General features: G+C 39.5%; 19 protein-coding genes. 16 read left to right on the top strand and 3 right to left on the bottom strand.

Going from position 1 to position 22,056, the window contains the following annotated elements; genetic code table 11:
* Both QGM71_RS10850 and QGM71_RS10855 read left to right on the top strand, forming a co-directional pair.
* Complete coding sequence (locus QGM71_RS10850) at positions 1–930, top strand: type II secretion system F family protein (RefSeq protein WP_327607565.1); 930 nt, start codon at positions 1–3, stop codon at positions 928–930.
* Between the two features lie 98 nt (positions 931–1,028).
* Positions 1,029–1,505, top strand: coding sequence for a PaaI family thioesterase (locus QGM71_RS10855; RefSeq protein ID WP_327607566.1), 477 nt, complete (start codon positions 1,029–1,031; stop codon positions 1,503–1,505).
* Positions 1,506–1,545: 40 nt separating this feature from the next.
* Here the strand turns inward: QGM71_RS10855 and QGM71_RS10860 are convergent, their stop codons facing one another.
* Positions 1,546–3,045, bottom strand: coding sequence for a LysM peptidoglycan-binding domain-containing protein (locus QGM71_RS10860; RefSeq protein WP_327607567.1), 1,500 nt, complete (start codon positions 3,043–3,045; stop codon positions 1,546–1,548).
* Positions 3,046–3,177: 132 nt separating this feature from the next.
* Between QGM71_RS10860 and QGM71_RS10865 the strand changes: the two genes are divergently transcribed.
* From QGM71_RS10865 to QGM71_RS10915, 11 genes are all read left to right on the top strand, one after another.
* A complete protein-coding gene (locus QGM71_RS10865; RefSeq protein ID WP_327607568.1) occupies positions 3,178–3,822 on the top strand; it encodes a LytTR family DNA-binding domain-containing protein in 645 nt (214 codons plus the stop codon).
* Positions 3,823–4,032: 210 nt separating this feature from the next.
* A complete protein-coding gene (locus QGM71_RS10870; protein WP_327607569.1) occupies positions 4,033–5,547 on the top strand; it encodes an acetyl-CoA hydrolase/transferase family protein in 1,515 nt (504 codons plus the stop codon).
* 329 nt (positions 5,548–5,876) lie between these two features.
* Positions 5,877–6,200 (top strand): hypothetical protein, encoded by a 324-nt coding sequence (locus QGM71_RS10875; protein WP_327607570.1) that lies wholly within the window; start codon positions 5,877–5,879, stop codon positions 6,198–6,200.
* A 929-nt stretch (positions 6,201–7,129) separates the two neighbouring features.
* Positions 7,130–9,064 carry an ATP-dependent DNA helicase gene (locus QGM71_RS10880; RefSeq protein WP_327607571.1) on the top strand — a complete coding sequence of 645 codons (1,935 nt, stop codon included), beginning with the start codon at positions 7,130–7,132 and terminating at the stop codon, positions 9,062–9,064.
* Between the two features lie 128 nt (positions 9,065–9,192).
* Positions 9,193–10,239, top strand: coding sequence for an ArsR/SmtB family transcription factor (locus tag QGM71_RS10885; RefSeq protein WP_327607572.1), 1,047 nt, complete (start codon positions 9,193–9,195; stop codon positions 10,237–10,239).
* A 34-nt stretch (positions 10,240–10,273) separates the two neighbouring features.
* Positions 10,274–11,488, top strand: a complete 1,215-nt coding sequence (locus QGM71_RS10890) for an MFS transporter (RefSeq protein ID WP_327607573.1) — start codon at positions 10,274–10,276, stop codon at positions 11,486–11,488.
* A gap of 109 nt (positions 11,489–11,597) precedes the next feature.
* A complete protein-coding gene (locus tag QGM71_RS10895; protein ID WP_327607574.1) occupies positions 11,598–12,110 on the top strand; it encodes a DUF3231 family protein in 513 nt (170 codons plus the stop codon).
* 239 nt (positions 12,111–12,349) lie between these two features.
* Positions 12,350–13,402 carry a fatty acid desaturase gene (locus QGM71_RS10900; RefSeq protein ID WP_327607575.1) on the top strand — a complete coding sequence of 351 codons (1,053 nt, stop codon included), beginning with the start codon at positions 12,350–12,352 and terminating at the stop codon, positions 13,400–13,402.
* Positions 13,403–13,501: 99 nt separating this feature from the next.
* Entirely contained in the window at positions 13,502–14,635 is a 1,134-nt protein-coding gene (locus tag QGM71_RS10905) for a sensor histidine kinase (RefSeq protein ID WP_327607576.1), read from the top strand.
* Complete coding sequence (locus tag QGM71_RS10910) at positions 14,632–15,231, top strand: response regulator transcription factor (protein ID WP_327607577.1); 600 nt, start codon at positions 14,632–14,634, stop codon at positions 15,229–15,231. The genes QGM71_RS10905 and QGM71_RS10910 overlap by 4 nt, the downstream gene beginning before the upstream one ends.
* A 135-nt stretch (positions 15,232–15,366) precedes the next feature.
* The gene (locus tag QGM71_RS10915) at positions 15,367–16,152 is read left to right on the top strand and encodes a carbon-nitrogen family hydrolase (protein ID WP_327607578.1); all 786 of its coding nucleotides are present in this window, start codon (positions 15,367–15,369) and stop codon (positions 16,150–16,152) included.
* A gap of 62 nt (positions 16,153–16,214) precedes the next feature.
* Here QGM71_RS10915 and htpX read toward each other — a convergent pair whose 3' ends face one another.
* The gene (htpX, locus tag QGM71_RS10920) at positions 16,215–17,093 is read right to left on the bottom strand and encodes a protease HtpX (protein WP_327607579.1); all 879 of its coding nucleotides are present in this window, start codon (positions 17,091–17,093) and stop codon (positions 16,215–16,217) included.
* Positions 17,094–17,300: 207 nt separating this feature from the next.
* Between htpX and QGM71_RS10925 the strand changes: the two genes are divergently transcribed.
* From QGM71_RS10925 to QGM71_RS10935, 3 genes are all read left to right on the top strand, one after another.
* Positions 17,301–17,741: a small multi-drug export protein gene (locus QGM71_RS10925; RefSeq protein ID WP_327607580.1), complete on the top strand. Its 441-nt coding sequence runs from the start codon at positions 17,301–17,303 to the stop codon at positions 17,739–17,741.
* Positions 17,742–18,246: 505 nt separating this feature from the next.
* Complete coding sequence (locus QGM71_RS10930) at positions 18,247–19,506, top strand: cytochrome P450 (protein ID WP_327607581.1); 1,260 nt, start codon at positions 18,247–18,249, stop codon at positions 19,504–19,506.
* Between the two features lie 540 nt (positions 19,507–20,046).
* A complete protein-coding gene (locus QGM71_RS10935; protein ID WP_327607582.1) occupies positions 20,047–20,835 on the top strand; it encodes an ion transporter in 789 nt (262 codons plus the stop codon).
* 141 nt (positions 20,836–20,976) lie between these two features.
* Here the strand turns inward: QGM71_RS10935 and QGM71_RS10940 are convergent, their stop codons facing one another.
* Positions 20,977–21,996, bottom strand: a complete 1,020-nt coding sequence (locus QGM71_RS10940) for an LLM class flavin-dependent oxidoreductase (RefSeq protein ID WP_327607583.1) — start codon at positions 21,994–21,996, stop codon at positions 20,977–20,979.
* Positions 21,997–22,056 lie beyond the last annotated feature (60 nt).

Consider the following 22,056-nt stretch of genomic DNA (forward strand, 5'->3'; position numbering starts at 1 on the left):
ATGACTTCTTTATATTTTATTTTATCCACCGCTATTTTTATAATGCTCGTTATCGGAGGGACTTTAACTCTCCTATTTAAGAAGCAGCTTATTATAAACAAGCGAACGGCTTCTTACTTTGGAATTGAAGAAGGAAAGGCAAAGCCTGAGGAAAAGATTAAGAAGAAAAACAGCACAAAACATATGCGCCTTATGAAAAGAATCAGTGATAAAGCAAAGGCAATGATTGAAAAGGTAATGCCTGCTGCTAGAAAAAAGGGGTTGGAAGATCGACTTCGTGAGGCAGGATATCCGATGGACTTGTCTGCGTCTGATTTTACATTTCTGCGAGTCATCCTTGGTATTGTGCTTTTCTTTGCTGTGTATATGCTTCTGTCTGGCGTAACAACCAGTATTTCCGCAGTTTTTTTTCTTGCTGGTATTATAAGTATTCTGGGTATATATTATCCGTCTTTCTATCTAAGCAGTATTATCAAAAAACGTCGGCTTGAAATTCAAAAAAAGATGCCCGACTTCTTTGATATGGCGAACCTGTCGATTGAAGCAGGAATGGGGATTGATGCCTCCTTGTTAAAAGTATGCAATCAACAAGAGGGGCCGCTTGCTGAAGAGTTTTTAATAACATTAGAAGATATGAAGCTCGGTAAATCCAGAAGAGAGGCATTTGTAGATTTAAGAAGTCGTGTACCTATACCACAATTCCAAAGTATTATTACCTCCTTGATCCAAGCAGATATGCTAGGGGTCGGAATGGCAAAGGTACTCCGCACATTAACAGTCAGAATAAGAGAACAACGTACACAAGCAGCCAGAGAACAAGCGATGAAAGCACCAGTTAAAATGATCTTTCCCATGATGCTTTTCATCTTCCCTGCCATATTTATCGTCATGCTCGGCCCACTCGTAATTTACCTGGTGCAGAGCTTGTAGTGGTGCCACTTCCCGGTTTTGTCGAACGGTTTGGCGATCACGTGTGGAAGTATCAGCTGCTTTTTGTATGCTATACTATTCAAAAAGGAGGGAGATTGATGGGTACTGATAAATCAATTCAGGACTATTATCCAGAAGATTATGCCTGGTGTTATGGTTGTGGTCGGTTAAATGAAGAAGGCTTGCACTTCAAGACGAGATGGCAAGGGGAACAAACAGTAACTGTCTATACACCTCGGCCTGAGCATTCAGCGATTCCGGGATTTGTTTATGGTGGATTACTGGCGTCATTGATCGACTGTCACGGGACAGGATCTGCCTCCATGGCATTGCATCGGAAAAATGGTCAGGAAATAGGAGATGGTACAGAGCCGCCGCGTTTTGTAACAGCCTCCCTGAAGGTGGATTTTATGAAGCCAACACCCCAGGATGTACCGTTAAATGCGATTGGTACAATTGAAGAAATTCATCCAAAGAAATGGAAAATACATACTGAAGTATTCGCAGGTGATATATGCTGCGCAAAGGGCGAAGTAGTAGCTGCGGTCATGCCTGCTAGTTTCATTCAAAGTTAAAATAGTTGCCGCATCCTGGGTTCAAGGAGCGGCAATTCATTTATATCTTAAATTTCAACGTAGAAGCAATTTCTCTAATATGTTGCTCATCTATCCATAAAATCAAGTAGTTATATAATGACCCTTGTATTTCAATAGGTTTGGGGTACCTTACAATTAATGCAGCCTGTCGATTCATTTCTGCAGGCTGATCTGCTGATGGAAAAATAAAACACGCATCCTGGTTTTGAATAGTAGATCGAATTATGCGCGGACTGGTTCCATAGGGCATTAACGGATGATAAGCTTCACCCCTGCAGATCTCCTCGATATTATCCCCTCCACTTATAGCGGATACTTGAAAGAAACCATCATAACCTTCGTATCTCTCGTCATTTACCTTTCGCCAGTGAGAAGGATAGTTAAATTTTATTCGATAAGTCTTATTTTTGTAGATTTTTTTAAAATGACTACCTGTAAGCGAAGGGGACCATTGAATGGCTGTAATAAGAAATCCTTCCAATATCCTAAAAGGAATCCGCTGGTTGATATCGATTACCCAAAGTTCATGAGCAAAATCCTGCTCGGTACAACCAGACAGGTAAGCAATTTTCCTGCTGTCGGGTGACCAGGTAACGGGTGTTGCAAAGCAATTAGAAATCGCATGAATCAGGTCATTTTCTCCCCGCTTACCTACCGTTCTAATCTGGTTGAAATACGTATCATTGAAAGCCGTAGCACTATAAGCTATTTTATTAGAATCGGGAGACCATGTTGGATAATAGTTTTTTGCAAGTGGCCCTCCTTCTACTTCAAACAGATTTCCAGTTGCCAGCTCAATCGTTCGAATGAGAGAGATACTTACTCCAGGAGTTGTGTATAACACAAAGGATTCATCGGGTGAAAGACGAACATTATTAAGTGGGCCATCACTATTATTTGTTAGTTGTCTTTTCTCCGATCCATCTATGGCCATAATAAAAAGCTGGCTTATGCCATTTGTGTCCGGCGCTTGGAAGAGGATTTCTCTTCCATTGGAAAGCCATTGAACATCTGATGCGCCGGGCTGTTGAATACTTTGTGCTTGATGGGTTATAACGTCATAGATGAAAATTTGCCCTCTTGTTGTATATGCTATCTTCCTATTATCAGGAGACCAGTCGATGTGCATAATATCTTGTTCACCAAGCTGATCAATGCCTGCAATAGCCCCGGTAGGCAGGTGTAGAACATACAAGATCCTGTTTCTCCCGATAAAAGCAATTCTACTTGCATCACCTGACCATTCAGGAACGGAAAAGGAATCCCCTAAAGCCTGTGTCAGCTGAACATTTGAAGCATCTTCCGGATTGTATAACCAGATATCGAATTGTCCGGAACGATTGGTAGTATAAGCTATAAACCCTTGGTCACCTTTAGGTATGATAATTTGTTGCCCTATAAAAATTGTATAAGGCGGGGTCAATTTATTTACAACTGCGAGCAAAACAAAGGGGACATTCCACCTTCTGGCAATCTCATATACTGTATCCCCGGATCGTACTGTATAGACATGTTGCATAGCTTCACTTCCTAACTAATATAGGTAATTGTCTATTCTTGTGCCCATTGTATTCGATTTGTTATAAATATGTTAATCTCACATGTATACTATCTATATAAGAACTTCTTCTAGGAGAAAAGGAGATTCGGGATGCAAAAGCTTACAATCACCTCACTACTGGATGTCATCGGAGAACTATTCTCGGATGAGATTTCTATTGCTGTTTCGAATACAAAAGAATACATATACTACCGACCAAGCAAGCGAATCGATTTAAAGATAAGACCGGGGGATGTCATCAAAGAAGAGACACTAGCTCATAAGGCGTTGATAACCGAGCAGAAGGTATCTGAATTTATTAACCGGAATGTTTATGGGGTGCCGTATCATGGTATGGCTGTTCCATTTCATTATGATGGGAAGCTGGAAGGGTGCGTCTTAGCGATTTATCCTGCGCTTACTGAAGGGAAATCTGTAGTAACGGTAAAAACCGAAGACGGCTGGAAGCCTATACCGTTTGATGATGTAAAATATTTGGAAGTCAAAGATCGAAAGACACTTGTTTTTGCGGAAGGGTTTGAAGGGACGCATAAAAATGCATTGCAGGAATTTGAATATACGTTGCCTAGAGAAACCTTTATCCGTTGTCACAGGTCATTTATTGTGAACGTAAATCATATTGAAGACATTCACCCAGATACACACTCAACCTTTGTATTGGCGATGAATAATGGAACTAAAATACCGGTAAGTCAATCGTATTCGAGCTATTTCCGCAAGCTTCTCGGATTTTAATTAATGTTAAAAAACTGGGCGAATGCCTTAGTTGTACTTTATATATAGCAACAAACGATACGAGAAGAGTCTTGTAAAAACATGCTGCTTCATCCATATCTTTCTGTGCTTTAAACAATAAAATGCTTTTCCCGTCTATTTCCCCCAAAAAAGAAAGCGCTTCAGTTAAAATTATTCTTATACTTATGAATAGTGAAAGTGGGGATGGACATGGAGAAAACGATAGATCGTATAGAAGACCCTCGCTTGCACAAACGTATCGTATCAGCAGAGGAGGCAGCCTCTTGGATACAAGATGGAATGACGTTGGGCTTAAGTGGATTTACTCGTGCTGGAGATGTAAAAGCAGTTCCTACAGCGTTGATTAAAAGGGCAGAAAATGGTGAGAAATTTAAAGTTAATGTGTTTACTGGTGCATCAATGGGTTCAAACATAGATAAAAGGTTTGCGGAAGTGGGTATCGTTAACAAACGCCTTCCTTTCCAGGCGGCTGCGACAATGCGTAAAAAAATCAATCAAGGAGAGCATTTATTTGTGGATCAACATCTGTCGCATACCGCTGAACTATTGCGTGCTGATGTAATCGAAACAATTGATTATGCAATTTTGGAAGCGATTTCTATAACAGAAGATGGGATGGTTATTCCAACTACATCTATTGGTAACTCATTGGCATTTGCAGAAAATGCGAAGGGAATTATTATTGAAATAAATACAGCTCAATCAGAATTACTAAAAGGATTGCATGATCTATACAATCCGGAAAAACAGGGGAAACGCTCACCCATTCCTGTTACAAAAGTAGATGATAGAATTGGTACAATTGGTATACCGATTGATATTGAAAAAGTGAAGGGAATTGTTTTCACTAGTCAGCTTGATTCTCCTTCAACAATTGTAGCTCCTGATGAGGAAACGAAGATTATGGCTGATCACCTGCTGACTTTTTTACGAAAGGAAATTGAAGCAGGTAGACTAACAGAGAAACTTGCACCAATACAATCAGGTATTGGTTCCGTAGCAAACGCTGTACTTCACGGTATGGTAGACTCAGAGTTTACGGATCTTGAGGTTTATTCAGAAGTATTACAGGATGCGGTATTCGATTTGATTGATGCAGGAAAGGTAAGTTTTGCATCATGTTGTTCCATTACACTATCGGAAGAAAAAATGAATCAGGTGTTTAGTGAATTTGAAAGATATCGTGATAAATTAATTATGCGGCCACAGGAAATATCAAATCATCCAGAAATTATTCGCCGACTTGGACTAATTTCAATTAATACAGCACTGGAATTTGATATTTACGGTAACGTGAACTCGACACATGTGTCTGGAACGAAAATGATGAATGGTATCGGCGGCTCAGGTGACTTTGCCCGGAATGCTCGACTAGCAATTTTTGTAACAAAATCAATTGCCAAAAATGGAGATATTTCAAGTATTGTGCCATTTGCATCACATATTGATCATACAGAGCATGATGTTGATGTTGTAGTGACAGAACAGGGTTATGCGGACTTGCGTGGTCTTGCTCCAAGAGAACATGTGCCATTAATTATAGAAAACTGTGCACATCCTATGTACCGTGAGCAGTTATGGGATTATTATAAGGAAGCGCTGGAACGTGGTGGACAAACGCCGCATATTTTGGAGAAGGCATTATCCTGGCATGCAAACTTCATCGAGAATGGATCCATGCGTGAACTGGTAGGGCAGAACTAATTTGGCATGAGTTGGATCATATTTAGTGGTAGTTAACAAAGGGATAATAATATAAGAAAGCTGGTTTTCCTTGGGGAAGGGAGACTGGCTTTTTAAACCGGCGCTTGTGCTTTAATTCTTTACAGTATAGACATCTTTGGTTGTAATTGTTAGAATATTCGTATTGGAATGCAGAAAACATAGTGAAGGGTGTAGTTATGGGGTTTCAATTCGTTAACCAGGAAAAATGGACGAAGAGGGGAAGGGGTGCTTTTGGAGCGGCATTGATAGCGTGATTCTTCCTTGTCTACCAAATTAGTAATATTGGGTCAATGGAGCCATACTTTATCATGCTTGGCTTTATTCCTGTTTTTATCGGAGTAGTACAGGGAATCCACTACTTTAATCGTTCCGAAAGAGATTATATTTATATGGAAGAGGAGAGGATGACTATTTATAGAGGCCCCCTCTTGCCTAACATTACAATTGAGTATAATGATATTCACTATTGCGTGGCAAAGAACGAACATGAGCTTATGGTAATTATGTTAGTTAATGGCCAAGAGAAGCAATTTAAAACGGACTTGGTGTCAGATGAAGACCTGAGTCAGATAAGAGAAAAACTAAAACAACGTACAAATGTGGAAAAGTTATTTCGGACGAACGTGGAATAGCATTAATATAAAGCTGTTAATCGTTTTATGCTATAAACAGTCTGGGTACACCTAGACCCCAAGGCTCTTTTCGTTGATTTTGTTACTTTTATCATCGCATTTGATATAAAAGACGAAGTAATGAAAATTCTCTTAGTGATACCTTTCACTTTTTAAAGATGGTTGAGTGCTTGGATTCGCTTCGGCAGAATACTTCGCTTCTAATAGCTTATTTATGCAATCGCGGTTTGATCACAGGTGTGAAGGTCTTCATCGCGTTTATGAAGACCCCCTGGCGAGTCGAACACAGGTGAAAATGTCTTCATCATGGTTATGAAGACTCCCTGGCGCCTCGATCACAGGTAAAAAGGTCTTTATCGCGTTTATGAAGACTCCCTGGCGAGTCGATCACAGGTGAAAATGTCTTCATCGTGTTTATGAAGACCCCACAGCGGTGGTTTGTGGGGATGGAAGGCTAAAAACGCGACGTCCTGTCGCAACGCCTTCATGACTAACATCCTGTTAGCCCGAGGCTGAAGCCGTGCCCAGCGGCAAAGAAAACACTGCAAAGCGAATGAAATGAAGCTGAGCAGATGTTGCACTTGTACCCGGAGTGGTGAAAGCGACTGCTCGGAGCGGAGATCAACATTGCAGTTACTTCGTCTTTTATATATTTTGTGGGACCGCAAAATCTTCACCGAAATTCTACTATGCTTTGTACAGAGTAATCGCAGGTACAGTCCATTCTTTTAGACAACAGACATTTTTCCACCAAGGTCGTCAGAGAACTCTATAAGGGAAATAAAGGAAATGCCCAATGAAAGACCCGTCAGTGATTGCGGTGTGAAGCTTTTACTCCTGAATACTCATTAATTCTGATGAAGTGACAGAGACTAGCTATTAACGTATAATAGCCTTTCGAATGAATGAATGATATAGAGGAGTTTATAATGTCAAAAACAAGTGCACTTCCATTTACAGTATCGAAAACAGAAAATTTCTTTGATCGATTAGGAGACTACATCGGTGACGTATTTTATGATCATTTGCCTGAAAAAGGATATGAACTACGTGATGAGCAAATCTTTATGGCCTTTCAACTTGAGCAGGCTTTTAAAAATAAACGTACTATATTCGCAGAGGCGGGCGTGGGAACAGGTAAAACGTTCGTTTATTTATTATATGCTATTAACTATGCTCGCTATCGCCGGAAACCCGCGATTATTTCCTGTGCAGATGAAACGTTGATCGAACAACTCGTCAAAAAGGACGGGGATATTCAAAAGCTGGAGGAAGCATTAGGTCTTACCATTGACGTAAGGTTGGCAAAAGCGAGAGAGAACTATGTCTGCATCAAAAAACTGGATCCATTGGCTAATAAGACAGATGATGAGGATATCTTAAGGGTACATGATGAAATACCCGATTTTGTGTTTGACACGAGTTCTACGATGAAATCATTTGAGCGCTATGGAGATCGAAAAGAGTATCCATGGGTACCGAATAATAAATGGGATAAAATTGCATGGGACCCATTGCAGCAATGCTCAACTTGCGATTGGAGACATCGCAGTGGCCAAACGTTAAACCGGGAGTACTATAGACATGCTACAGATCTTATTATTTGTTCACATGACTTTTATATGGAACATGTATGGACAAAGGAATCACGTAAGCGTGAGGGCCAGATGCCATTGCTGCCAGAAGCGAGTACAGTGGTGTTTGATGAAGGACATCTATTAGAATTCGCTGCCCAGAAAGGGCTAACATATCGCTATAATTTTGAAACATTAACAAATGTACTAACAGGTTATATGGGGCAGGATGTCAGAGAAGAATCTCTCTATTTAGTTGAAGATATCCTGGCATTAAATGATGAGTGGTTTGAAATGCTTGGTGAAACAGCCAAGATCGTAGAAGGATCAAACCGTCAGGAACTCACCCTGTCAAAAGAAACGATCACAATGGCAAAAACGCTTCATAATAAAGTGCAGAAATTACTTGAAGAGCTAGTATTTGATTCCGAATTATTCACGATCGATGAATATCATGTCACGATTATTGAAGAGTATTTGGAGTTCTTCTCCTACGGCTTATCCATTTTACTAAAAGATGACGAGGGAATCTTTTGGATGGAAGAAAATGAAAATACGGTGAGCTTAGTAATTATGCCACGCTTAGTAGAGGATGTTTTGAAAAAAGAAGTATTCTCCCAGAAGATGCCGTTTGTTTTTTCTTCCGCTACATTATCACAGGGAGGAGACTTTTCTTACCTTGCTGGCAGCTTAGGAATCGAAACCTATGATTCGTTTTCAGTTGCTTCTCCATTTGACTACGAAAATAAGATGAAGCTTAAAGGCCATATTGAAACAATCTCTAACGACAAGTGGAAGCAGATTGGTGAACAGTTAGCAGAAGCTGGGGGTAAGTCATTGGTGTTGTTCTCTTCTGTAGAAGAGATGGACGAATTCCGCCAATGGGCAACAAATGAAAAATGGCCCTTTGCAATACTTTATGAAGGAGACCGTGAGATTAGTGAGACAGTCCGCCAATTTCAAACGGACCAATCATCTGTATTATGTGCCCACCATTTATGGGAAGGGCTGGATGTCCCGGGGGAAGCGTTAACTCAAGTAATTATTTCCTCGCTTCCTTTCCCTCCCAAGGATCCTGTGTTTAAAGCGAAGCGAAACCATGCAGACGATCCCATTAAGGAAGTCGACGCTCCATATATGCTTCTCCGATTGAGGCAGGGCATTGGCCGTTTAATCAGAAACAGTGAGGATTATGGTACGATTCACCTGTGGATGACAGAAGAGGAGAAACAGAAGCATCAACAGCACATTGCAGAAGTATTGCCAGTTGAAATAAACTGGACTTTATAGCAACAAAAAAACACCCCGCATGCAAAGCTGCGGGGTGTTTTGGTTATCCAGTATATTTTATATCAAAGTTCAATAATAGTTGAATAATTTATTCTAAAAGTATAGAATGAGGTCAGGAGGTTTTATTAATGGATATTATAAGTACAACAAGCAGAAAAAGAGAAACATATGAAATCGAAATCAAATACTCTCCACTATGGGAAGCGGCACTGGGTATTGCTGCGATTACAAATACTCCCTTACTCGATTCCATGGAAAGACCAATAGTTTATTGGAAGGAAACAAGAGATAACCTATCAAAAGAATTGCAAGAACATTTAGATTATGCAGAAAAGAATAATACGTGGAAATCGCTCCTCCAGTTATTACACGAAAAGGACTTTTCAACTCTAGAGGAATTCACATCCTACATACACGATCTCTCTGAAAACAAATTAAAATTCATTTGTATCCCATTCACTGGTAATGCAAATCAATCTTTAAGAGAACAGGCAGCTAATGGAAACAGTGAAGCATTACTGCGATTACAAGAACAAACAAGTGAAAATCCATTTTTTCCCGCTTATATAGAATTTATTTGCAAAGCAGAAGCCCGTCAATTGAAGAGCCATCTCATCGAGGTAATGACTGATTGGTTTGAGCAAGTAATTGAGCCAACAATTGAAAAGCTTGAAAAAATACTGCAAACCGATACGCAATCAAAAGCTCGGGCAAAAGAAAAAATGTCCTCTGAGGTGTTTGTGGAATGGGCAACAGGCGGTATCAATTATGCTCCTGAGCCAAGTATTCAAAAGGTGCTATTAATTCCTCACTATATTTATCGTCCCTGGAATGTGGTTGCAGACATAGAAGATACAAAAGTGTTTTATTATCCAATTGCCAACGAAAGTGTAGATCCGCAAGATAAGGATCTGCCCAATAATTTTCTCCTATTAAAACATAAGGCATTGGGTGATGAGGTCAGGATGCGAATAGTTAAATATTTATTTGAAAGAGATCGCACACTCCAGGATATCACCGAGAAACTGGAAATGGGAAAATCCACAATACACCATCACTTAAAAATTTTACGTTCAGCACAGCTAGTTGAAGTGAACCAATCGAAATACGTATTGAAGAAGAAGGCAATCGAGTCACTGGCTAACGAATTGGATTTATATTTACACCTTAGATAAAGCAGGTAATCTGAGTAGAAACTGAGGGGCAGTAATGAATGTTTTTAAAAATAGATCGTTTACGTTTTTATGGATAGGTAATGCTACATCTGAATTAGGAGGCGCTTTCGGAACCTTTTGTAACGCCCTTTTAATTTATGAACTTACTGGATCTACCATGGCTTTAGGGAGTATGTGGTTGTTATATTTTCTGCCATCACTCACTTTGCAGTTAGTTAGTGGGCCATATATCGATAAATGGAGCAGAAAGTGGATTATGATTTTCGCTCTTTGGAGTCGTGGTTTAATCTTTATAGTTCCCCTCGCTGCATACATAATGGGAACGTTAATGCCATGGCACATTTATGCTGTACAGCTGATGGTTGGATTAATTACACCACTGTATGTACCTTCGAATCAAGCTATTTTACCTACCATAGTTTCAGATAAACAACTCCAGGCAGCTAATGCTTATGTAGATGGAACGGCCCGTTTAATGATGTTTATGGCTCCTGTTACAGCAGGTATAGTCATTGAGTACATCGGTATAACCTTTACATTAGCTTTGATTTGTAGCCTGCTTTTGACGAGCGGTTTTCTACTATTGGTTATCCGCGAAAAAAGAATCTATCAGGATAATCGAAAAACATGGTTGGAACAATTTACTGAAGGGCTACATTATTTTTTCCAGCAACGCATTATTGTTTGGCTGGGAATATTTCTTGCTTTTGTGCAATTTGGAGTCGGCGTTACCATGGTAATTAATCTTCCCTATATAACCGGGGAATTAAATGGTAATTATGCAGTTTATGGTTACTTCATGGCGGGTTTTCCTTTAGGCTACATCATTGGAACTTTATTTGTTGGTAAAATAACATTTTATAGCCGTAGAATTCTTATGCTGGGAGCTCTGGTGGTAGGTGGTCTCACATTTGTCGCTTTAGGTTTTACGCAATCCATTGTTTTTGCAATAGCAACGGAAACTATTGCCGGGGTGGCAATGGCGTTCTTCAATGTACATAATACAACGATATGCCAAAAGACAGTCCCCAATCATTTGATGGGTAAAATTTTTTCTGTACGATTATTTATCATTAGAGGAGCAATGCCATTAGGTGTGTTGGCTGGTGGGTTGTTAAGTGAGGTATGGGGAATCAGGCCACTATATATTTTAATAGGAATAATTATATGCTCAATATCCATAATGGGTTTATTATTACCTTATTTTAAATTCATTGATGAACCGGTAAAAGAAAATTCCACTGCATAAAATAAATACTCCCCCTTCTAAAATCTTGTATAAAAAAGAAATAACTAGGAAGTATAAGTGTGTGTAAAGTTAAGGGATACAGTATACGAATTTTATTAGGAGGATTGCAATGGGAATTTTAAGTGGAAACCCGACAGACGAACCGATGCATTATGGTGAAGTATTTGGTGCTTGGTCATCGGTGTTAGCAATGAAGTCAGGAATTGCTGGCCATCAAACATTTCTTAATCATGCAGGTGATGAAGATCTTAAGAGATTAATTAAAGAGGCTATCCAACAGGGAAAACAGCAGGTAGAAGAAATTGAAACTCTATTAAAGAATAATGGAGTTGGTTTACCACCTACACCCCCGGAAAGGCCACAAGCACAGCTGGAAGATATTCCTCCAGGCGCGCGCGTTATGGATCAGGAAATTGCAGCAACTGTATCAGCAGGAATCGCAGCCGGGTTAGTTTCGTGCAGTGCGATGATGGGGCAGTCGATTCGAGAAGATATTATTATGATGTTCGGACAATTTCATACACAGAAAGCTACACTCGGGGGCAAGTTTCTACGGCTTAATAAGGAAAAGGGCTGGCTAGTTCCACCACCACTTCATCAGCATCAGACAGATGATAACTAAAGCAAGTAGAGCGGGCTGAAAAGTCTGCTCTATTTTTTGGGATAAATAAGTAAGCATATAAATTTGGCTCTATAAAATTACCTGACAGCAAAAGCCGAGTCAACGTAATAAAGTTAAATACATGACACTTGTCATACTCCTACCTTGACGTTTATGTCTTATAATAAGCATGCCTTATCCCTATACTTAAGAGTAGATATAAATACGCGCCAATAAACTATCTTTTATAGGAGGAAATTATGAATAAACAAAAGCAAGCACAACTAAGAAAAAGTGTTGCATCTTTTGCAACTTCAGATATGAAAGCTAGCATAGTACAGTTACTAAACACCATCCTCCCGTTTTTTCTACTTTGGTTTCTTGCGTACCAAAGTTTGTCTGTATCAATTTGGCTCACCCTTGCACTAGCCGTTGTGGCTTCAGGGTTTGTTATTCGAATCTTTATTATATTTCATGACTGCACACATATGTCGTTCTTTAAAAATAAAAAAGCAAATAGAATTGTCGGCACAATTACCGGGGTTATTACTCACTTTGCTTTTGAAAAATGGAAAAGAGATCACTCCATACACCACGCAACAAGCAGCAATCTGGATAAACGTGGAACAGGTGATGTTTGGGTAATGACCGTTGATGAGTATGTTGCCGCATCATTTTGGGGAAGATTGGCTTATCGCCTCTATCGTACTCCCATTGTTATGTTTGGATTGGGACCTATCTTCCTATTCTTAATATCGAATCGTTTTAATCGTAAAGATGCCAGACGAAAAGAACGCCTGAATACGTATCTTATCAATATAACAATTGCGGGAATCTATGGACTATTAATATGGACTATAGGCTGGCAAGCATTACTGATTATACAGCTTCCGATTCTTTTCATTGCAGGTTCACTTGGAATTTGGTTGTTTTATGTACAGCACCAGTTTGAGGATTCCTATTTTGAAAATGAAGACGAGTGGGATTACGTAAAAGCAGCTGTTGATGGAAGTTCTTATTATAAACTTCCTAAAGTACTGCAATGGGTGACTGGCAGTATTGGATACCATCATGTTCATCACCTTAGTCCGAGGGTGCCGAATTATAACTTGGAGAAAGCACATGATTCTACACCGCCATTACAGCAAGCAACTACAATTACATTAGCAACGAGTTTGAAATCAATCAAGTTCCGATTATTTGATGAGGCAAGCAAGTCTTTTGTGAGCTTTAAAGAGGTTAAGGAGCTTTTGAGGAAAAGAAAGTTGAATTTAGAGCTTCCAACGGCGAGAAAATCAAGTCTGGAAAAATAAGCAGTGAAAACTGTTCTAAATAGAACCTATAAAATGCCCTTCCATACTTAATGGGAGGGCTATTATTTTGTTATACTTAATAGAGAAGGAGGGCTTAACTTGCAAAATTGGTATCATATCTTTCCAAAGAACACGGGACTAAGCGCCTACGCATGGATCATTTTTTGTTTGCTGCCATTTTACTTTATCATTCGTTCTTCCTCACTAATTGAAGTTATCATTGGTGTATTTATGATCGCCTTATTCTTTACTACATACAGGCTTTCGTTTATCAAGAAGGGCTGGACGGTTTATGTGTCCGTAGCGATAGAAATGGCTATAAGTATAGGCATGACACTATATTTTGGATATGTTTACTTCTCTCTTTTTCTGGCGTTTTTTATAGGAAATATTCAAAATAAGACGGGTTTTATAACGCTCTATATAGTTCATTTAGTCACAACAATAGTTGCAGTCGTTATTGGTTTCTTCATTCAGGGTCAATTATTCTTCTCCCAAATACCGTTTATAATCATCAGTATTATTGGTGTCATTTTGCTGCCCTTTAATATGTATAATAGAAATAAACAAGAGCTATTGGAAGGTCAGTTAGAGGATGCCAATAAAAAGATTTCGCAATTGGTGATCAATGAAGAACGTCAGCGGATTGCAAGAGACCTCCATGACACGCTGGGACAGAAACTCTCTCTTATTGGCTTAAAAAGTGATCTGGCCGGCAAGCTGGTTTATCGTGATCAGGAGGCAGCGCAAAAAGAAATTATTGACATTAATCAAACAGCAAGAACCGCTCTAAAAGAAGTACGCGAAATGGTTTCAGATATGAAGGGTGCGAAATTAAAAGATGAAATCCAGCGTATTCAGCAGGTAATAGAGGCAGCACAAATGGATTTCAGTGTTGAGGGTGATTTGGATCTTAAACATACAACCCAGCTCGTTGAGAATGTATTGAGTATGTGTCTTAAAGAATCCGTAACGAATATAGTTAAACATAGCCAGGCTACTGCCTGTCATGTTCGGATTGAACAATCCCTTAGTGAAGTTCGTATAGAAGTGCAGGATAACGGGAAAGGGATATCCCAAAAAAATGATGCTTATAAAGGACATGGGTTGCGTGGGATGGAAGAGAGACTTGAATTTGTAAATGGCAGATTGGACATTGAATCGTCTAATGGAACGACCCTTATCATTAGCGTTCCTCATATTATTCAACAAACGGAAGGGGAATTATTGTGATTCGTATTGTATTAGCCGAAGATCAGGGGATGCTGCTTGGAGCACTTGGATCCCTGCTTAATTTAGAGGATGATATGGAAGTAGTTGGAAAAGCAAAAAATGGGGAAGAAGCTATAGCATTAGTAAAGCAACATAATCCTGATATCTGTATTATGGATATTGAAATGCCTGTTAAAAGCGGCTTGGATGCTGCGGAAGAATTAAAGGATCATCCATGTAAAGTAATTATTTTAACAACCTTTGCAAGAACTGGTTACTTTGAGCGTGCCAGAAATGCAAAGGTAGGCGGCTACCTATTGAAAGACGGCCCGAGTGATGAATTAGCAAGCTCTATTCGAACTATTATGGAAGGTCGGAGAATCTACGCACCGGAATTAGTAGACATGGCGTATAACAACGACAACCCATTAACGGAACGCGAAGCACAGGTAATTAAGCTGATTGCAGATGGAAAGACAACAAAGGAAATAGCAGGTGAATTATTTATTACAACTGGCACGGTTCGAAATTATGTTTCTGTAATTCTGGATAAGCTAAATGTAAGTAATCGAATTGAAGCTATTTCACAATTTAAGGAAAAAGGCTGGTATAAATAAAGAGAGAACATAGGTTGATTGAGGTCCACATTAGATAGCTCAATCAGTTAGCTTCAAGCATTACAAGGTACTAAATCTGCATCCTCAGATTTATTCGACTTTTAGTGATACAATTAGCCATGGGAGGGATTTCATATGAAACACGCTGTTTACCAGATGGATATTATAGCTGGAAACCCGGAAGGCAACAGATTACGGGTAGAAGAATGGGTAGAAAATGTCTGTAAAATGGATCGGCCTGATATAATTGTACTTCCGGAAATGTGGACTACCGGGTATACTTTGCCAGAGCTCGACAAGTTAGCTGATAAAGAGGGAGAACCAACAACATCATTTTTAAAAAGGCTGGCAAGTAAATATAAGATACATATTATCGGTGGGTCGATTGCGAATGAAAAATCAGGAAAGTATTATAATTCCAGTATGGTCATTGATGGACAAGGAGAACTTATTTATAAGTATGACAAAATGCACCTCGTTCCCATGTTGGATGAACCGCGTTATTTGACTGGCGGAAGAAAAAAGGTAGAGGTTTTTGAACTAGGTGGCGTTAAAATGGGGATCATTATTTGTTATGATTTACGTTTCCCTGAATTGGCACGTACTTTGGCGCTGGAAGGTGCACAGATATTATATGTTGTGGCAGAATGGCCTGCTGCCAGAAAAGAGCATTGGAAGGCTCTTTTAATTGCACGAGCAATAGAAAATCAAATGTACGTTGTTTCAAGTAATCGAGTCGGAAGTTATGATGGAGTAGATTTTGCAGGAAGCTCTATGATTATAGATCCTTGGGGCAATTGTATTCACACAGGAAGTGAGACGGAGGAAGAAACGATAATTGCATCACTTGTATTGGAATCGGTCCCCAAAATAAGGAAAGAGGTCCCGGTATTTGCCAGCAGAGTACCTGAACTATATTAGTGGTTTTTATTACTATTACTAGAAAAGACCCTCCATTTGGAAGGTCTTTCAGTTTAATACACTTATGCTAAACGCTTGATACGCTCATCTATATCAGGATGTGTTGAAAAGATACTGGATTTCTTTTTCCCATTTATCTTTAAGGTAGAGATAGCTGTCTGGTCGTCAGCTTTTACTCTGTGAGAATACGCCTTTAATGATACAAGTGCATGTCTCATTTTATCTTTTCCGGCCAGATCTGCGCCGCCGCGATCAGCGTGGTATTCACGATGTCTCGAGTAGGCAAAGACGACAAGGCTTCCCAAAACTGAGAAAATAATCTGGAACACAATAATTGCTAGAAAATGGATTATTGGAGCCATTTGTTCCTGTCTTACTAATCGGGATACAGCAAATGCAGCTATGCGTGCGAGGAAAACAACAAATGTATTTACGACACCTTGCAGAAGGGTCATCGTAACCATATCTCCATTTGCTACGTGAGCTACTTCATGGGCAATTACTCCCTCCACGGCGTCGTCATCCATTTGCTGAAGTAATCCACTTGAAACAGCAACCAGAGAACGTTTCTTGGATGGACCAGTAGCAAAAGCATTAACTTCAGGAGAATTATAGATTCCCACTTCAGGCATGTGCATTAATCCAGCAGTTCTTGAAAGGCGGTGTACTTTCTCTACTATAGCCCTTTCATGAGAAGACATCGCTCCATCTGGATTAATTACTTTTACTTTCATCATCCTCTTAGCCATCCAACGTGACATACCCAGAGAAATAAAGGCACCTGTAAAACCGATTACAGCACTGACAATCAGTAATTGGCTAAAATTAATTCCACCCTCATCAATATAATTAAATCCACCTGGTATAAGTGAAAAAATAATACTAATGGTAAGCAGGACTAATACGTTCGTCAATAGAAAATAAAATATTCTTTTTCCCATATTCTCACCCTTAATTCGGTTATTTTTTTGTGTACTACACTATACTAGTCGCATAAAAGGTAACCAGTAAATAATGTGATGAATACACCTGTCTATATTATATAACGTGAGTATAGTGTTTACAACAGATTGTATTTGGCAAAAGGGTGTATAATAGACAGTCCTGTTGCATGTAAACTAATTTGTTTGTGGAGTTTGGAGGGCTATATGTTATTTGAATATGCATTAGTGTTTATAGGAGCTGCTATACCATGGCTGGAAATAGCTTTGGTCATACCTTTAGGGATCATACGTGGTCTATCGCCATTTTGGGTTATGGTTTTAGCCTTTATCGGGAATCTGATTACAATTTTTCCAGTAATAATTGGTTTTGATAAAGCAAAAATCTGGTATGAAAAACGACGGGTGAAGAAGGGGAAATCGATGGCTGACCGTACAAAACGCGGAAGAAAAATCTGGAATAAATATGGCCTTCCCGGTTTGGCTATGTTGGGACCTATCGTAACAGGGACCCACCTTGCAGTATTTATTGGAATGTCATTAGGTGCACAGAAGCAGTGGGTTGTTCTCTGGATGACTATTAGCATTGGTATTTGGACACTGATCTTTGGAATAGGCACGATATTTGGCTTGGATATTTTCCTGTAATGAATCTTTTTAATGCGGCATAATAGTAAAATAATAATTTTTTTTGTTGTGATGCCTACATAAAGTTACTAGATTACAATTGTATAAAGTTACTCAGCAAAACAACTAAGAACAGGCAATCAAAAACTTCGATTTAGGCGTCCCAGTTGGCCTGGGATAATTTAATGCACTTGGGATAATCTATGTAACATGGGATTTCTTGCTAACTTAACTGCCGCAGCGTGAAATTGACAAATGAGCCTTGATAGAGGTAGTAAGATTCGAGATATACTGCTCACACTGACTTTGGATTAACTGTTAATTGTTTGATGCTCCAGCCCGCTGCCCCTGCCTTCATTCAGCGCTTTTTCAGCTTTATCCCGTGTTGGACACGGTTCATTCAGCGGTCAACCCTTTGGGCGAAGTGTATTTTCGGAGCGGTTAGCTATAGCTCCGCCTTGTTTCATCACCTATCTACATGGGTATGCTAACTAGAAAAAATGTTTGAAAAAGGAGTTGCAATAAGATGACCTCACTAAATAAAATTCCTCAAGAGAAGGGCCTGGACAACAGTCTCGCTCTAATGACTGAAGGTTACCGATTTATCCCTAATCGATTACAATATTTTAATACTACTATATTTGAAACACGGTTGATGGGCGGACAAAAGGTGATCTGTATGAGTGGTGAAGAAGCTGCGAAGGTCTTTTATGATACAGAGCTTTTCGAGCGAAAGGGGGCCGCACCAAAACGAATAAAAGAAAGTTTATTCGGTGAGGGTGGTGTGCAAGGTATGGATGGGGAAGCTCACCGGCACCGAAAACAGCTGTTCATGTCGCTAATGACACCAGAGCGGTTAAAGGCATTCACTGATTTAACAAACGAACAGTGGGAATTGGCAGTCGATAAATGGGAAGATATGGATGAAGTTGTTCTGTTTAATGAAGTGGAAAAGATTATGTTTCAAGTGGCCTGTCATTGGGCGGGGGTTCCAATTTGGGCGAAGGAATTAAGTCAGCGGACGAATGATATGTCGAAAATGATTGATGCGTTTGGAGCAGTGGGTCCAAGACACTGGCGGGGGAGAGTTGCCCGTAATAGAACTGAAAAGTGGATTGAATATATTATTACAAGGGTCCGCACTGGGAGAATGTCTGCCAATGAGGATAAAGCATTATATGCCATGGCGTGGCATGAAGACTTGAATGGAAATTTACTGGACACAAAGACTGCTGCAGTAGAGCTGATTAATATACTGCGCCCTATTGTAGCGATAGGTCGTTATATTACATTTGGTGCGCTGGCATTGCATGATTACCCAGAGACACAAGTGAAATTGCAGGAAGACAAGGATAATTACAGTAAGATGTTTGTGCAGGAAGTACGTCGATATTATCCATTTGGTCCGTTTACTGGGGCTAGAGTACGTAAAGAATTCACTTGGAATAACTATCTATTTGAAAAGAATACATTGGTATTGCTTGATATATACGGTACCAATCATAGTTCTGAATTATGGGGAGATCCGGAACAGTTCCGACCTGAGCGGTTCTATGATTGGGAAGGCAGCCCATTTGATTTTATACCTCAAGGTGGGGGAGAATATGAGATGGGACATCGATGTGCGGGTGAATGGGTTACGGTAGAGGGGATGAAAACAAGCCTTGAATTTCTGACAAACCATTTGGACTACCATGTACCAGAGCAAGATTTAGACTTTAGTATGGTGCGCATGCCAAGTATTCCTAAGAGCAGATTTATAATAAAAAATGTGAAGCGCAAATAATAAATGCTGTCTCCTTATGAGACAGCATTTATTATTAGGAGATCAATATGCTATTTTTAAAATGTCATAAAATAGCTTCTGCTGTAAAAACAGAATCATCGTTTTAAATTCTCAAGAATAATATGGCTATCGCTCCCCTTTTCAGCCCCCTTAAAAAAATAGAACTTAGTCCACGCAGTTCTGCTTTCTTTCCTGATGGAAGAAATAGCTCCGCCTCTTTTTAAAATGTAATGTTTATATCCTCAGGCAGGCAAGAAGCCATTTCTTGTGAATAGCAGTTAAGTGATTTCTAAAAGCCATACGTGATTCTTCATAGCTGCTCGGAAAGTAATGATTCAATCTTGTTAGAGCGGGATAAGGGCTTTGTGCACTCATGAAGAAAATGGTGACTTTATATTTTTACATTCCTCAAATCATAAAATCAAAAAAATTTACTGGTCTAAATACTGCTGGAATTGCTGTATAAAAATCACAGTACCGATTAAGTGACAAAATGTGATGAAATAAGTAAAATAACCTAAGAGGAGGATGTAACACTTCATGAACAATTTCAGAAAAAAATGTGCCCAGATCTCCGAGCATTCTCTATTTTTGAATGTAATTATCGGGTTAATTTTAATTAATGCTATTATAGTTGGCTTAGAAACATATTCCTATTTTTCCGAAAATTATGCGGGTTGGATATACATAGCAGATAAAGCTTTATTGTGGATTTTTACCGCGGAAATTATAATTAGATTACTAGGAAGTAAATCGATTGGATCATTCTTTAAGGATCCTTGGAGTGTATTTGATTTTATTATTGTAATAAGTGGACATGTTCTGGTGGGAGCTTACTATGTTACAGTCTTAAGGATATTGCGTGTACTGCGTGTATTAAGAGCTATCTCGGTTATTCCGTCCTTACGTAAGATAGTGAATGCACTTCTACTTACAATCCCTTCCATGGGAACTATTCTATTACTATTAAGTATTTTCTTTTATATTTATGGGGTAATCGGTACGATGCTATTCAAGGATATTGCTCCAGAGTATTTCGGTACGCTGCATGATTCCTTATTAACATTATTTCAAGTAGTTACCTTGGAATCATGGGCAAGTGGCGTAGCGCGACCGATTCTTGCACAAGATCCAACATCCTGGTGGTTTTTCATCACCTTTATTTTGATAGGTACTTTCGTCATATTCAACTTATTAATCGGTGTAATCGTTAATAATATGGAGGAAGCAGAAGAAGAGAAAAAGCCAACATCTGCTGACTTAAAATTAATAGAAGTACAAAAAGAGTTACAAGAGATTAAACAGCTACTCGTAAAAAAATCAGAATAAGTCATAGCAATCGTCCCAGGGGAATATACTCTTCTGGGGCATTTTTGTTGCTGCTGAATTCTTTGTACGCTCATGGAAAACAGTTTCCTTTATATAAAAAGCCCCGATTCACTACTACAGTGAACGAGGCTTTTAGTTGATCTAATTCATTAATTCAGCAACTATCTCATAGGACCGCAATCGATCTTCTTGATTAAAAATCTGTGAAGCAATAATTATTTCATCTGCCTGTGTATCCGCTTGGAAAGCTTTAAGCCCCTCCTTCACTGTTTCTGGGCTACCTACGATCGTGGTGCGTGGATCGAGTGATTGCTTAATTGCCTCAAGCTCCATAGGTGACCATTTCTCTTCAATATTTTCTATTGGGGGCTGCAGTTTTGTTGGTTTGCCTCTACGAATGCTTAAAAACTGTTGCTGTAGAGAGGTGGCAATATAATGCGCTTTTTCATCCGTATCAGCTGCAATTACATTAACGCCGACCATTGCGTATGGATTTTCAAGAAATGCAGAAGGCTGGAAATTATCCCGGTACAGTTTTAATGCTGGAATAGTATAGGCTGGTGCAAAATGACTGGCGAAAGAGAAATATAATCCCTTTTCGGCAGCTAATCGTGCACTAAAGTCACTTGAACCAAGTAACCAGATTGGTATATTAAGACCCTGGCCAGGAACTGCTTTCACACGGGAGACTGGATCATCCGAAAAATAATCCTGCAGCTCATTTACCTGCATGGGGAAATCCTCTACACGCATATTTAGTGTTCGGCGCAGTGCATAAGCTGTCGCTTGGTCACTTCCAGGTGCACGGCCCAGGCCAAGGTCGATTCTGTCAGGGTAGAGCGATTCAAGGGTACCAAATTGCTCAGCAATAACCAGTGTAGCATGATTGGGCAACATGACTCCTCCAGCTCCAATTCGCATGTGATTCGTCTTACCGGCAATATGCCCCATAATCACTGAGGTTGCAGAGCTGGCAATGCCAGGCATGTTGTGATGCTCTGCCAGCCAATACCGGTGAAAACCCAGCCTTTCAACATGCTGAGCTAATTCTACACTCTTTTTAAAAGATTGACCTGGATCACTGTTTTCATTAACAGGTGCAAGATCAAGAACAGATAGTGGTATATTATTAAATTTTTTAAATTGATTGGACGTCAACATATTCACTCCTCTAGTACTTCTTAGTAAGAAATAATACGTTTTTAATAGTGTTCCGTCCAA

This window comes from Virgibacillus tibetensis (genome assembly GCF_036026595.1).
GTDB lineage: Bacteria > Bacillota > Bacilli > Bacillales > Amphibacillaceae > Virgibacillus_P > Virgibacillus_P tibetensis.